This is a genomic window from Streptomyces sp. TRM64462 (assembly GCF_013362995.1).
Lineage (GTDB): Bacteria > Actinomycetota > Actinomycetes > Streptomycetales > Streptomycetaceae > Streptomyces.
On sequence record NZ_JABWDV010000406.1, the window covers coordinates 1 to 13,846 of the forward strand.

The window sequence follows — 13,846 nt, forward strand, 5'->3', positions numbered from 1 at the left end:
CCGCCGTCTCAACGCCAGCCTCTGTGGCACCGCCCGCCGACTCACCGCCTGCACCATCCACGCCCGTTCCCTCGCCCCCGTCGGCGGTGCCCGCGTCGGCGCCGCCCGCGGGGTCCGGGGCCGTGCTGCCGTCCGCGCGCCGGGCACTGTCCTCCTCGCCGGGTGTGGCGTCGGCCGTACGGTCCCCGCGCTCGGCGGCGGCCGTGCCGCTGGTCGGCCGGTCGGCGGCCTTCATGCCGGCGGCACCGGGCGCGTCGGTCGGGGCGGCCTGGAGGCCGGGGGACTCGGTGTCGGCCGGGGAGCCGGGGTTCTCCCCCCGGGGAAGCGCGGTCACAGCGTGCTCCAGTCCTGATCGGGGTAGCGGTGCACCGGGGCCGACACATCGTCGAGCGCCCGGCAGATCTCGTCAGGAAGACTAAGGCTCTCCACTGACAGAACGGCTCTGAGCTGCTGTGCCGTGCGCGCGCCGACCACCGGGGCCGTCACCCCCGGGCGGTCCCTCACCCACGCCAGGGCGACCTGCGTCGGGGTGGCCGCCAGGCCGTCCGCGGCCGTCGCGACCGCCTCCACGACCCGCTGCGCCGACTCGTCCAGGTACGGCTCCACGAACGGGGCCATGTGCTCCGACGCGCCCCGCGAGCCGGACGGCACGCCCTGCCGGTACTTGCCCGTCAGGACGCCCCGGCCCAGCGGCGACGACGGCAGCAGGCCGACGCCCAGGTCCCGCGCGGCCGGAAGCACCTCGCGCTCCACGCCCCGCTGGAGGAGCGAGTACTCCATCTGTGTGCCCGCCAGCCGGGCCCGCGTCCCGGGCGCGGCGAGCTGCCACGTCGCGGCCTTCGCGAGCTGCCAGCCGCAGAAGTTGGACACGCCCACGTACCGCGCCCGCCCCGTGGTCACCGCGATGTCCAGCGCCTGGAGGGTCTCCTCCAGCGGCGTCCACGGGTCGAAGGCGTGGACCTGCCACAGGTCCACGTAGTCCGTGCCGAGCCGGGCCAGTGACGCGTCGAGCGCCGCCAGCAGATGCCCCCGGGAGGCGTCGAAGCGGCGGTCCGGGTCCGGGTCGGGCACGCTGCCCGCCTTCGTCGAGATGACCAGCTCGCGCCGCGGCAGCAGCCGCTCCACGAGCTGTCCGAGCAGATACTCGGCCTCCCCGCCGCCGTACACGTCCGCCGTGTCGATGAGTGTCCCGCCGGCCTCCCAGAACACCTTCAACTGCTCCGCGGCGTCATGCTCGTCCGTGTCGCGCCCCCACGAGAGGGTGCCCAGGCCGATCCGGGACACGCGCAGGCCGGTACGGCCGAGATGCCTCTGCTCCATGGCCGCGAGATTACTGGCCAAGGGGCCACGCGGAGAGACCCTGTGGACAACCCCCCGGTACGCCGCGCGTACAACGGCCCGTACAGCGGCCCGTACAGCCCCTCGTACGCGGCCCTGCGGCCACCCCAGGTCCGGCGGGCCCCCTGCCGGAACCCGCGCACGCGCGCTAGAGTCCGCCCCCAGAGACGTTACTGATCAGTAAACGGACGCGTTAGGGGAGAGCGGCTATGCGGCTCGGCATCAACCTCGGTTACTGGGGCGCGGGCATGGACGGCGACAACCTCGCCGTCGCCCAGGAGGCGGACCGCCTCGGCTACGACGTGTGCTGGGCCGCCGAGGCGTACGGCTCCGACGCCCCCACCGTGCTGTCCTGGGTCGCAGCCCAGACCGAGAACATCGACGTCGGTTCCGCGATCATGCAGATCCCGGCCCGCCAGCCGGCCATGACCGCCATGACCGCCGCCACCCTCGACTCGCTCTCCGGCGGCCGTTTCCGCCTCGGCCTCGGCGTCTCCGGACCCCAGGTCTCCGAGGGCTGGTACGGCGTCACCTTCGACAAGCCGCTCGCCCGCACGCGTGAGTACGTCGAGATCGTCCGCAAGGCCATGTCCCGGGAGCGCCTCACCTACGACGGCGAGCACTGGACCCTGCCCCTCCCCGGCGGCCCGGGCAAGCCCATCAAGCTGACCGTCCACCCGCAGCGCGAGCACATCCCGCTCTACATCGCCGCCATCGGCCCCAGGAACCTCGAACAGACCGGGGAGATCGCGGACGGCGCCCTGCTGATCTTCCCGTCCGCCGCCCACCTCGAAGAGACCGCGCTCCGGCACATCCGCGCCGGCCGCGAGAAGGCCGGGCTCACCATGGACGGCTTCGACGTGTGCCCGACCGTCCCGCTCGCCCTCGGCGACGACCTCACCGCGCTGGCCGACACGTTCCGCCCGTACACCGCCCTCTACGTCGGGGGCATGGGCAGCAGGAAGCAGAACTTCTACAACCGGCTCGCCCAGCGCATGGGCTACGAGAAGGCCGCCGCCGAGATCCAGGACAAATACCTGTCCGGCGACAAGAACGGCGCCGCAGCCGCCGTACCGCACCAGCTCATCGACGACACCACGCTCCTCGGCTCCGTCGAGCGGATCGCCGACCGGATGCAGGCGTACGCAGCCGCCGGCGTCACCACCCTCACCCTCGCCCCGGCCGGCTTCACGCTCGACGAGCGGATCGCCGCCCTCCGCGCGGGCACCCAGGCCCTGGAGCGGGCCGGCCTCGTCGACTGACCCTCCTGAATCCCTCCGCAGCCCCCGACCGCTCCGGGCCGCCGGGCAAGCCTGCGGCCGTGGTGGGGGCTCGGGGTCATCCCCGCCACGGCCGTCACGCAGCACAACGCCCCACCCGTCCGGTCGGTTACGCCCCGGCGGGCGGAGCGCGCGCGTACCTCCGTTCCCCTCCTCACACCCACGCGCACCCGGCGCGCTCCTCCGTTCGGCGGAGCGACACCCGTGATCTGTTGCCAGCGCTCCCGTACGGCACTTGACTCGTGCCGACACGTGTGGACCGACACGTGTTCACGTGGAGGTGACAGTGATGCTTTCGGCCCGCAGCCTGTTCGAGGAGATCGTCGCCAACGACGACTCGTACCAGCTGTTCTGTTCCATCGCCGCCAGCGGCGAAGCCCAGGGCGGCTGGGAGAACGGGCGGATCGCCGCACTCGTCCCCCCGTCGATGCGCGACCTCGCGCCCAAGATCACCCGGCACGGCGCCGACGAGGACAAGCACGGCCGCATCTTCAACGGCCTGCTGAAGAAGCGCGGCCTCGAACCCGTCCCCGTACCGCCCGAGACCGACTACACCATGCTCCTGGAGCGGCGCGGCATCGGCCTCGCCCACGACAAGCTCCGCCGCGACGAGCCCCTCACCGAGCACGACGTCCTCGTCTACCTGTCCCACAGCCGGGTCACCGAGCAGCGCGCCGCCGACCAGATGGTCATGCTCATCAAGCACTTCGGCGACCACCCCGAGGTCGGCAAGGCCATCCGGCAGATCGGCCGCGACGAGGACAACCACCTCGCGTACTGCCACGAGGAACTGCTCCGCCTCGCCCGCGACGGACACGGCCGCACCATCCAGCGCACCCTCCGCGAGTGCGCCCTCGCCGAGATCGCCATCTACCGCGACGTCAGCCACGCCGTCATGGCCCACATGGGCCGCATCCTCGGCTGGCCCCGCGCCAAGTCCGCCGCCCTCGCCGCCGGCATCCACGCCGTGTACGCGTACGAGCGGGCCGGCGGCTGGCGGCGCATGGTCAGCCTGACGATGCCCGAGCGCCGCGACGCCCTCGGCGGGCCCGCCGAGACCGCGCCCGCGTTCTGACCACCCGGGGCCTACAGCCAGCCGCGGCGCTTGAACAGCCGGTACAGCCCCACCACCGCGACACCCATCAGCAGCATCAACACCGGGTACGACCACACCCAGTGCAGCTCCGGCATGTGCGTGAAGTTCATCCCGTACACGCCCGCGACCATCGTCGGCACCGCGGCCATCGCCGCCCACGCCGAGATCTTCCGCATGTCGTCGTTCTGCCGCACCCCCATCTGCGCGAGATGCGCCGACAGAATGTCCGAAAGCAGCCGGTCCAGCCCCTCCACCTGCTCCGTCGCCCGCGTCAGATGGTCGCTGACGTCCCGGAAGAACGGCTGCGACTCCTCGCTCACGAACGGCACCCCCGCCCCCGCCAGCCGCGCCATCGGCGCCCCCAGCGGACCCGTCGCCCGACGGAACTCCAGCACCTGCCGCTTGAACGTGTAGATCCGCGACGCCGTGTTCTTCGTGTTCCCCGGGCCCCCGCCCCTCGGCTGGAACACCTGCTCCTCCAGCTCCTCCAGGTCCCCCTGGAGCTCCGCCGCCACCTCGATGTAGTGGTCGACGACCGCGTCGCTTATCGCGTACAGCACCGACGTCGGGCCGTGCCGCAGCACCTCGGGCTCCGCCTCCAGACGCCGCCGCACCTCCGACAGCGGCGCGCCCTCGCCGTGCCGCACCGTCACGACGAACGAATCGCCCATGAAGACCATCAGCTCGCCCGTCGACACCGTGTCCGCCTCCGGCTCGTACACCACCGGCTTCAGCACCAGGAACAGCGAGTCCTCGTACACCTCCAGCTTGGGCCGCTGGTGCGCCTTCAGCGCGTCCTCCACGGCCAGCGGGTGCAGCCCGAACTCCTCCGACACCCGGTCGAACTCCTGCGCCGTCGGCTCGTGCAACCCGATCCAGAGGAAGGCGTCCACCGCGTCCCTGGCCTCCTCCAGAGCGGCGACGACATCGGCCGGCCCCGCTCTGCGGCGCCCGTTCCGGTAAATGGCACAGTCCACGATCACGGCGCGTATTCTCCCCCGCGGGTCCCCGTCCCGCACGCGGACGGCCGACACCGCCTAGGCTGGCGGGCATGGCGACGTTGATCCTCGTACGGCACGGACGCTCCACGGCCAACACCTCCGGCCTGCTCGCCGGCCGGACACCCGGAGTGTCCCTGGACGAACACGGCACGGCCCAGGCCTCCGCGCTGCCCGCACGGCTGGCCGGTGTCCCGCTCGCCGCGGCCGTCACCAGCCCCCTCCAACGCTGCCACGAGACCCTCGCGCCGCTCCTCGCCGCCCGCCCCGGACTGACCCTGCACACCGACGAGCGGATCAACGAGTGCGACTACGGCGACTGGTCCGGGCGCAAGCTCGCCGAACTCGCCGACGAACCCCTCATGGCCGTCGTCCAGCAGCACCCCTCCGCCGCCGTCTTCCCCGGCGGCGAGTCCATGCGCGGCATGCAGGCACGCGCCGTCGAGGCCGTACGGGACTGGAACGCCCGGATCGAGGCCGAGCACGGCGAGGACGCCGTCTACCTCATGTGCTCGCACGGCGACATCATCAAGTCGATCGTCGCCGACGCGCTCGGCCTGCACCTGGACCAGTTCCAGCGCGTCCACGTCGACCCCTGCTCGGTCACCGCCGTCCGCTACACCCGGCTGCGGCCCTTCCTGCTGCGCCTCGGCGACACCGGCGACCTCGCGACCCTGACCCCCCGCGACGGGGCCGGCGGCAACGGAGTCGCGGACGTGGGGGGCGGCGCGGGCGCAGCGTGATCGCCCCGCACAGTAGGGTGGATTGAGCCGCTGCCGCGCCGCACGCGACGTCCGCGACGCTCGCGACACCCGTGGCGCCCGCGACGCCGCCCGACCCACCGATCAGAGCCAAGGAGAGGGAACGTGTCCCGTCAGGTGTTCCTCTATGACCCGCCGGAGCGCTTCGTGGCCGGTACGGTCGGGCTGCCTGGCCGCCGTACGTTCTTCCTGCAGGCATCCGCCGGCGGCCGCACCACCAGCGTCGCCCTGGAGAAGACCCAGGTGGCCGCGCTCGCCGAGCGCATGGACGAGCTGCTCGACGAGGTCGTACGGCGCACCGGCGGCAACGCCCCGGTGCCCGCCGTCGCCCCCGCCGACATCAGCGACACGGCCCCCCTCGAAACGCCGGTGGAGGAGGAGTTCCGGGTCGGCACCATGGCGCTGGCCTGGGACGGCGAGGAACAGCGCCTGATCGTCGAGGCGCAGGCCCTCGTCGAGCTCGACGTGGACTCCGAGGAGGACCTCGCCGAGGCCGAGGAGCGGCTGCTGCAGGACGAGGAGAACGGCCCCCCGATGCTGCGCGTCCGGCTCACCGGCGCCCAGGCCAGGGCCTTCGCCAAGCGGGCCCTGGACGTGGTCAACGCCGGCCGGCCGCCGTGCCCGCTGTGCAGCCTGCCCCTCGACCCGGAAGGACACGTATGTCCGCGCCAGAACGGATACCGCCGCGGAGCCTGACGGCCACGACCGAGCCGACGGCCGTGTCCGCCGCCCCTGCCGCCTCCGCCGCCTCCGCCGACGGTGTCCTCGCGCTGCTCACAGAAGGTGAGCTGACCGTACGCGGCCGGATCCGCGAGGCGTCCAACGGCGTGCTGTTCTGCACGGTCGCGTACGAGGGGAGGCGCGCCGACTGCGTGTACAAGCCGGTCGCCGGTGAGCGGCCCCTGTGGGACTTCCCCGACGGCACGCTCGCCGAGCGCGAGGTCGCCGCGTACGCCGTGTCCGAGGCCACCGGCTGGGGACTCGTCCCGCCGACGGTGCTCCGGGACGGCCCGTACGGACCCGGCATGGTCCAGCAGTGGATCGAACCCGACCCGTACGCGCCCGAGCTCCTCGCCCTGGTCGACGAGGACGAGCCCGGAGACGGCTGGAAAGCGGTGGGCCGCGCCCAGGTCGACGAGCACCGTACGGCACTGCTGGTCCACGCCGACGACGTACGCCTCCGCCGCCTCGCCGTACTCGACGCGGTGATCAACAACGGCGACCGCAAGGGCGGGCACCTGCTCCCGGCGCCCGGCGGCCGCCTCCACGCGATCGACCACGGCGTCACCTTCCACGTGGACGACAAGCTGCGCACCCTCCTGTGGGGCTGGGCCGGCGAGCCGCTCCCCGCCGAGGCCGAGGCGGTCCTGACCGCCCTGGACGGCTCCCTGGCCCCGGGCGCCCCCCTCGCGGCCCGCCTCACGGACCTCATCACCGCCCCGGAGCTGGACGCGCTCCGCGCCCGGGTCCGGCACCTCCGCACCACCGCCCGCCACCCGCACCCGCCCACGGACTGGCCGGCCATCCCCTGGCCCCCGATCTGACCGGCCCGCACAGGGCCCAGCACACCCGGCTGCCGCGCGCAAGAGTGCCGTACCGGTCATGATTCCGCAGCCGGTTCGTATCCGGAACGCGCGTCCGGTTACGCTCGAAGCATGCATGCCTGGCCCGCTTCTGAGGTCCCCGCCCTGCCCGGCAAGGGCCGCGACCTCCGGATCCACGACACCGCGACCGGCGGACGAGTGACCCTCGACCCCGGCCCCGTCGCCCGTATCTACGTCTGCGGCATCACGCCGTACGACGCGACCCACCTGGGTCACGCGGCGACCTACAACGCGTTCGACCTCGTTCAGCGCGTGTGGCTCGACACCAAGCGGCAGGTCCACTACGTGCAGAACGTCACCGACGTCGACGATCCGCTGCTGGAGCGGGCCGTGCGCGACGGGATCGACTGGACCGGTCTCGCGGAGCGCGAAACCTCCCTGTTCCGCGAGGACATGACGGCCCTGCGGATCCTGCCGCCGCGGCACTTCATCGGCGCCGTCGAGGCCATACCCGGCATCGTGCCGCTCGTCGAGCGGCTCCGCGACATGGGCGCCGCCTACGAGCTCGACGGCGACATCTACTTCTCCGTCGAGTCCGACCGGCACTTCGGCGAGGTGTCCCACTACGACGCCGAGGTCATGCGGGCCCTGTCCGCCGAGCGCGGCGGCGACCCCGACCGGCCCGGCAAGAAGAACCCGATCGACCCGATGCTGTGGATGGCCGCCCGCGAGGGCGAGCCGAGCTGGGACGGCGGCTCGCTCGGCCCCGGCCGCCCCGGCTGGCACATCGAGTGCGTGGCCATCGCCCTCGACCACCTCGGGATGGGCTTCGACGTCCAGGGCGGCGGCTCCGACCTGATCTTCCCGCACCACGAGATGGGCGCCTCGCACGCCCACGCCCTCACCGGCGAGCACCCCTTCGCCAAGGCGTACGTGCACGCCGGCATGGTCGCCCTGCACGGCCAGAAGATGTCCAAGTCCAAGGGCAACCTGGTCTTCGTCTCCACGCTCCGCCGCGAGGGCGTCGACCCGGCCGCGATCCGCCTGTCGCTGCTCGCCCACCACTACCGGGCCGACTGGGAGTGGACCGACCAGGTCCTCCAGGAAGCCGTCGAGCGCCTCGGCCGCTGGCGTGCCGCCGTCTCCCGGCCCGACGGACCCCCGGCCGACGCCCTGGTCGAGGAGATCCGGGACGCGCTCGCCGACGACCTGGACACCCCCGCGGCGCTCGCCGCCGTGGACCGCTGGGCCGCGCTCCAGAGCACCGAGGGCGGTACGGACGAGGGAGCGCCCGGCGTCGTCTCGCGCGCCGTGGACGCCCTGATGGGCGTGGCGCTCTAGCCGACGATCACCACCGCGCGCTCCGGCGTCCGGCGCAGACCGTCACGGCCCCCTGAAGGTTCCGCCTCCAGGGGGCCGTTCCGCTGATCCTGATCCGGAGTCAGCTCGACCTCCTGCGCCGCGACGGTGCCCTGTGATGGGGTGAGTGCGGTCTCCACCGTCTGATCACAGTTGCCGAAAGGACGCCCATGTCACGTTCCTTCGCACGCAGAAGACTCCTGGGCGCGGCCGCCGCACTCGGCGGCGCCGCCGTGCTCGCCCCGCTCACGGGCACCGCGCACGCCACGGCCGCCGGCCGCACCGGTACGGCCGCGCCCGACGCCACCACCGGCACGTGGCCCACCCGCTTCCCCCTGCCCGACGGCTTCCGCCCCGAGGGCATCACCATCGGCCGCAGCCCCTTCGCGTACCTCGGCTCCCTCGCCAATGGCGACGTACGCCGCGTCTCCCTCGCCACCGGGCGCGGCAGGACCGTCGTCCCCGGCGGCGGCGTCGACCACCCCACCATCGGGCTCAAGATCGACCGGCGTGAGCGGCTGCTCTACCTCTGCGGCGGCGGCAGCGGGGAGATCCGGGTCGCCGACGTCCACTCGGGCTCCCACCTGCGGACCTTCACCGTCGGCTCGGCCGGCACCTTCGTCAACGACGTGATCCTCACGCCAGGCGCCGCCTGGTTCACCGACTCGTTCAAGCCGCAGCTCTACCGGCTCCCCGTGGGCCGGCACGGCGAACCGGGCGACGCGGTGGCGACCGTACCGCTGGCGGGGGAGTGGCAGCAGGGCGACGACTTCACCGCCAACGGCATCACCACGACCCCGGACGGCTGCGACCTGCTGGTCGTCAACACCGTCGTCGCGGGCGGCTCCCTGATGCGCGTCGACCCGCGCACCGGCGACGCCCGCCGCGTACCACTCGGCGACCTGAGGATCCCGCACGGCGACGGGCTCCTGCTGCTGGGACGGGACCTGTACATCGTCCAGCAGGTGCTCAACCAGGTGGACGTGGTGCGGCTGAACGAGGCCGGGACGGAGGGCACCCCGATCGCCCGGATCACCGATCCGCGCTTCCGCATCCCCACGACGGCGGCCGCCTGGGGCGACCGGATCTATCTGCCGAACGCCCGCTTCGACGTGGAGCCGACGCCGGACACCGAGTACGACGTGGTGGCCGTACGGAGAGTGTGAGCGCGCGGCGGGGCGGTGCCGTGTCGCGCGGCACCGCCCCGCCCGCGGCCGTCGTACGGCCCGCGCCCTACTCCTGGTCCCGCTCGGGGGAGTCCCCGTCGTCCTCGCCGCTGCTGCTGCTGCCCTCCGCCGCTTCGGCCGCGTCGTCCGATGCGTCCGGCGCGTCCGATGCGTCCGGCGCGTCCGATGCGTCCGACGCGGGTTTCGGGGGCTTCGGCGGGCGGGTCCGGCCGCCGGCCGTGTCCCGCAGGTACGAGCCGTCGCCGCCGTCCGTCGCGTGCCCCGGGCCGCCGTCGCGGCGCCGCAGATAGCGCTCGAACTCCCGGGCGATGGCCTCGCCGGACGCCTCCGGCAGCTCCGCCGTGTCCCGCGCCTCCTCCAGCGTCTGGACGTACTCGGCCACCTCGCTGTCCTCGGAGGCCAGTTGGTCCACGCCGACCTGCCAGGCCCGGGCGTCCTCGGCCAGTTCACCGAGCGGGATCCGCAGGTCGATCAGGTCCTCCAGGCGGTTCAGCAGCGCCAGCGTCGCCTTCGGGTTCGGCGGCTGCGACACGTAGTGCGGCACCGCCGCCCACAGGCTCACCGCCGGGACGCCCGCGTGCGTGCACGCCTCCTGGAGGATGCCGACGATGCCCGTCGGCCCCTCGTACCGGGTCTCCTCCAGCTCCATCCGCCGCGCCAGGTCCGGGTCGGACGTCACACCGCTGACCGGCACCGGCCGCGTGTGCGGGGTGTCGCCGAGCAGCGCGCCCAGGATCACGACCATCTCCACGCCCAGCTCGTGGGCGAAGCCCAGGATCTCGTTGCAGAACGAGCGCCAGCGCATGGACGGCTCTATCCCGCGGACCAGCACCAGGTCCCGCGGCTTGTCGCCGCCGACGCGGACCACGGAGAGCCGGGTGGTGGGCCAGGTGATCCTCCGTACCCCGCCGTCCAGCCACACCGTGGGCCGGTTGACCTGGAAGTCGTAGTAGTCCTCGGCGTCGAGCGCCGCGAACACCTCGCCCTTCCACTCCCGTTCCAGGTGCGCGACCGCGGTGGAGGCGGCGTCGCCGGCGTCGTTCCAGCCCTCGAACGCGGCCACCATGACCGGGTCGATCAGCTCGGGAACCCCCTCGAGCTCGATCACCCAGGCCTCCTTCCGAAGTTCCGTGCGTACGAACCAACCTTACGGCGTGGCAGGCCCCCGTCCGCAGCCCCTGTACACGTCCGGGTGCTGTATCGGCCTCCGGCGACCAGCCGTCCCGAATTCACGCAAGACGCCGGGGTACATCCGATCTCAGGGGCCGGAAAACGGGCTCAGGGGGTGGACTCTGCGGTGTGGGCGCCCGTATACATCGGATGATCCCTTCAAAGATCCGATGTCCATGACGACCATGACGACAGGCAGGGCAGACATGAGTCCCCTCGTCACCGCGTTCGAGGTGCACGACATCCGCTTCCCCACCTCGGAACAGCTCGACGGCTCCGACGCCATGAACCCCGACCCCGACTACTCCGCCGCCTACGTCGTCCTGCGCGCCGACCGGGGACCCGACGGCCACGGCTTCGCGTTCACCATAGGCCGCGGCAACGACGTCACCGCCGCCGCCATCGAGGCGCTCCGCCCGTACGTCGTCGGCCGCCCCGCACCCCGCACCGCCGCCGACCTCGCCGCGCTCCACCGCGACCTGACGCACGACTCGCAGCTCCGCTGGCTCGGCCCCGAGAAGGGCGTCGCGCACATGGCGGCGGGCGCCGTCGTCAACGCCGCCTGGGACCTGGCCGCCACCGCCGCCGGCCTGCCCCTGTGGGAGTTCCTGGCCCGGATGACGCCCGAGGAGCTCGTCTCCCTCGTCGACTTCCGCCACCTCACTGACGCGCTCACCCCCGACGAGGCCCTCGCCCTCCTCCGCGCCGCCGAACCCGGCCGCGCGGAACGGGCCGCACGGCTGCGCGCCGAGGGCTACCCCGCGTACACCACGACACCCGGCTGGCTCGGCTACGACGACGCCACGCTGGTGCGGCTCGCCCAGGAGGCCGTCGCGGAGGGATTCGGGCAGATCAAGCTGAAGGTCGGCGGCGACCCCGACGACGACGTACGGCGCCTGCGCCTCGCCCGCGCCGCCGTCGGCCCCCGTATCCGTATCGCCCTCGACGCCAACCAGCGCTGGGACGTCCCGGAGGCACTGACCCGGCTCGCGGAACTCGCCCCGTACGACCCGCACTGGATCGAGGAACCCACCAGCCCCGACGACATCCTCGGCCACGCCGCGATCCGCGCAGCCCAGCACGTGCCCGTCGCCACCGGCGAACACGGCGCCAACCGCGTCCTGTTCAAGCAGCTCCTCCAGGCCGGGGCCGTCGACTACGTGCAGATCGACGCCGCCCGCGTGGCCGGGGTCAACGACAACCTCGCCATCCTGCTGCTCGCCGCCAAGTTCGGCGTGCCCGTCTGCCCGCACGCCGGGGGAGTGGGGCTGTGCGAACTCGTGCAGCACCTCGCCATGTTCGACTACGTCGCCGTGTCCGGGACCTGGGAGGACCGGGCCGTCGAGTACGTCGACCACCTCCACGAGCACTTCACCGACCCGGTCGTCGTACGCGGCGGCCGGTACGCGGCACCCACCGCGCCCGGGTTCTCCGCCCGGATGCGCCCCGATTCGATCGCCGCCCACCGCTACCCGGACGGGCCGGTATGGCGGGAAAGGAGCCTGCGCTGTGCGTGACTTCGAGTTCCGTGACTTCGACGTGCGTGACTTCGGCGTCCGTGACTTCGACGGGATCAACGCGCTCGTCACCGGCGGCGCCTCCGGCATAGGCGCGGCCGTCGCCCGCGAACTGCTCGCGCGCGGCGCTCGCGTGGCCGTCCTGGACCGGGACACCTCGGGCGCTCCCGACGGGACGCTCGCCCTCACCGCCGATGTCACCTCCGACGACGCCGTACGGTACGCCGTCGCGGCCGCCGTCGACGCGTTCGGCGGCGCCCTGCACACCGTCGTCGGCAACGCCGGCACCGGCGCGGCCGGCACCGTCGAGGACAACGGCGACGACGAGTGGCGGCACGTCCTGGACGTGAACCTCCTGGGGGTCGTCCGCACCGCCCGCCACACCCTGCCGCACCTCCGGCGGGCCGCCGCCGACCGCCCGGGCGCGGTGTCGATCACCCACACGTGCTCGATCGCCGCCACCGCCGGGCTGCCGCAGCGGGCGCTGTACTCGGCCTCCAAGGGCGCCGTGCTGTCGCTGACCCTCGCCATGGCCGCCGACCACGTCCGCGACGGCGTCCGCGTCAACTGCGTCAACCCCGGCACCGCCGACACGCCCTGGGTGACCAGGCTCCTGGACGCGGCCGCCGACCCGGTGGCCGAGCGGGCCGCCCTGGAGGCCCGGCAGCCGATGGGCCGGCTGGTCACCGCCCAGGAGGTCGCCGCCGCCGTCGCCTACCTGGCGAGCCCCGCGGCCGCGGCCGTCACCGGCACCGCGCTCGCCGTCGACGGCGGCATGCAAGGCCTGCGCCCGCGCCCGCGCCCCGCCTCGTAGAACGAGAACCCGCGCTCAGAGGACCGACCGCAGCCACTGCTCCACGCTCGCGATGTGCACCGTCGCCCACGACCGGGCCGCCTCGGCGTCCCGGTCCCGCAGCGCCGCCAGGATCGCCCGGTGCTCGTACAGGGTCCTGCTCACCGCGTCCTCCTGCGTCAGGCCGCGCCACACCCGGGCCCGGGTCGTCGGCCCGGACAGCCCGTCGAGCAGCGAGCACAGCACCGTGTTGCCCGACGCGCCCACGATCCGCCGGTGGAAGTCCAGGTCCGCCGCGACCAGCTCCTCCACCGGCGGATCCACGCCCAGCGCGTCCAGCGCCGCCTCCAGCGCGTCCAGCTCGGCCGTGTCGATGCGGTGCGCGGCCAGCGCCGTCGCGGCCGGCTCCAGGATGCGCCGCACCGCCAGGAACTCCAGGACCGTGTCGTCCCGGTGGAAGTCCACGACGAAGCTCAGCGCTTCGAGCAGGATCTGCGGGTCGAGGCTCGTGACGTACGTGCCGTCGCCCTGCCGTACGTCGAGAATGCGGATCAGCGACAGAGCGCGGACCGCCTCGCGCAGCGAGTTGCGGGACAGGCCCAGCTCGGCGGCCAGTTCACTCTCCTTCGGCAGCCGGTCGCCGGGGCGCAGCGCACCCGAGACGATCATCTCCTTGATCTTCTCGATCGCCTCGTCGGTCACAGCCATGGCGTCCCCCACTGCCTCTCAGACATCCGATGTGTGAGCTGTTGGAGCGTACAAGGAGTACGAGGAGGGCGGCTCCCGTGGGAGCCGCCCTCAGT

Annotated in this window: 13 protein-coding genes and 1 pseudogene; 9 read left to right on the plus strand and 5 right to left on the minus strand. The window is 73.2% G+C overall.

Annotated elements, in window-relative coordinates; genetic code table 11:
• Positions 1-334 (minus strand): annotated as a pseudogene (locus HTZ82_RS24380) (hypothetical protein); the annotation flags it as partial.
• Positions 331-1,320, minus strand: coding sequence for an aldo/keto reductase (locus tag HTZ82_RS24385; RefSeq protein ID WP_175411570.1), 990 nt, complete (start codon positions 1,318-1,320; stop codon positions 331-333). The gene HTZ82_RS24385 and the pseudogene HTZ82_RS24380, both read right to left, overlap by 4 nt.
• Positions 1,321-1,547: 227 nt before the next feature.
• On the opposite strand from HTZ82_RS24385, the gene HTZ82_RS24390 reads away from it, so the two are divergent.
• On the plus strand, positions 1,548-2,600 hold the full coding sequence (locus HTZ82_RS24390) for an LLM class F420-dependent oxidoreductase (protein WP_175411571.1): 1,053 nt from the start codon (positions 1,548-1,550) through the stop codon (positions 2,598-2,600).
• 307 nt (positions 2,601-2,907) lie between these two features.
• The gene (locus tag HTZ82_RS24395) at positions 2,908-3,693 is read left to right on the plus strand and encodes a ferritin-like domain-containing protein (protein WP_175411572.1); all 786 of its coding nucleotides are present in this window, start codon (positions 2,908-2,910) and stop codon (positions 3,691-3,693) included.
• 11 nt (positions 3,694-3,704) lie between these two features.
• Here HTZ82_RS24395 and corA read toward each other — a convergent pair whose 3' ends face one another.
• Positions 3,705-4,706, minus strand: a complete 1,002-nt coding sequence (gene corA / locus HTZ82_RS24400) for a magnesium/cobalt transporter CorA (protein ID WP_175411593.1) — start codon at positions 4,704-4,706, stop codon at positions 3,705-3,707.
• A 59-nt stretch (positions 4,707-4,765) separates the two neighbouring features.
• Between corA and HTZ82_RS24405 the strand changes: the two genes are divergently transcribed.
• From HTZ82_RS24405 to HTZ82_RS24425, 5 genes are all read left to right on the plus strand, one after another.
• Complete coding sequence (locus HTZ82_RS24405) at positions 4,766-5,455, plus strand: histidine phosphatase family protein (RefSeq protein WP_175411573.1); 690 nt, start codon at positions 4,766-4,768, stop codon at positions 5,453-5,455.
• 123 nt (positions 5,456-5,578) lie between these two features.
• Positions 5,579-6,169 (plus strand): DUF3090 domain-containing protein, encoded by a 591-nt coding sequence (locus tag HTZ82_RS24410; protein ID WP_175411574.1) that lies wholly within the window; start codon positions 5,579-5,581, stop codon positions 6,167-6,169.
• Entirely contained in the window at positions 6,133-7,017 is an 885-nt protein-coding gene (locus HTZ82_RS24415; RefSeq protein ID WP_175411575.1) for an SCO1664 family protein, read from the plus strand. The genes HTZ82_RS24410 and HTZ82_RS24415 overlap by 37 nt, the downstream gene beginning before the upstream one ends.
• Before the next feature lie 111 nt (positions 7,018-7,128).
• Positions 7,129-8,358 carry a cysteine--1-D-myo-inosityl 2-amino-2-deoxy-alpha-D-glucopyranoside ligase gene (gene mshC, locus HTZ82_RS24420; RefSeq protein ID WP_175411576.1) on the plus strand — a complete coding sequence of 410 codons (1,230 nt, stop codon included), beginning with the start codon at positions 7,129-7,131 and terminating at the stop codon, positions 8,356-8,358.
• Positions 8,359-8,546: 188 nt separating this feature from the next.
• Positions 8,547-9,542, plus strand: coding sequence for a superoxide dismutase (locus HTZ82_RS24425; RefSeq protein ID WP_175411577.1), 996 nt, complete (start codon positions 8,547-8,549; stop codon positions 9,540-9,542).
• Positions 9,543-9,609: 67 nt separating this feature from the next.
• On the opposite strand, the gene HTZ82_RS24430 is transcribed toward HTZ82_RS24425, so the two are convergent.
• Positions 9,610-10,671 carry a PAC2 family protein gene (locus HTZ82_RS24430; RefSeq protein ID WP_175411578.1) on the minus strand — a complete coding sequence of 354 codons (1,062 nt, stop codon included), beginning with the start codon at positions 10,669-10,671 and terminating at the stop codon, positions 9,610-9,612.
• A 268-nt stretch (positions 10,672-10,939) separates the two neighbouring features.
• Here HTZ82_RS24430 and HTZ82_RS24435 point away from each other — a divergent pair, with 268 nt between their 5' ends.
• Together HTZ82_RS24435 and HTZ82_RS24440 are read left to right on the plus strand one after the other, a co-directional pair.
• Positions 10,940-12,250, plus strand: coding sequence for an enolase C-terminal domain-like protein (locus HTZ82_RS24435; RefSeq protein ID WP_175411579.1), 1,311 nt, complete (start codon positions 10,940-10,942; stop codon positions 12,248-12,250).
• Complete coding sequence (locus tag HTZ82_RS24440) at positions 12,243-13,064, plus strand: SDR family oxidoreductase (protein ID WP_309235665.1); 822 nt, start codon at positions 12,243-12,245, stop codon at positions 13,062-13,064. The genes HTZ82_RS24435 and HTZ82_RS24440 overlap by 8 nt, the downstream gene beginning before the upstream one ends.
• 15 nt (positions 13,065-13,079) lie before the next feature.
• On the opposite strand, the gene HTZ82_RS24445 is transcribed toward HTZ82_RS24440, so the two are convergent.
• On the minus strand, positions 13,080-13,751 hold the full coding sequence (locus HTZ82_RS24445) for a FadR/GntR family transcriptional regulator (protein WP_175411580.1): 672 nt from the start codon (positions 13,749-13,751) through the stop codon (positions 13,080-13,082).
• Positions 13,752-13,846 lie beyond the last annotated feature (95 nt).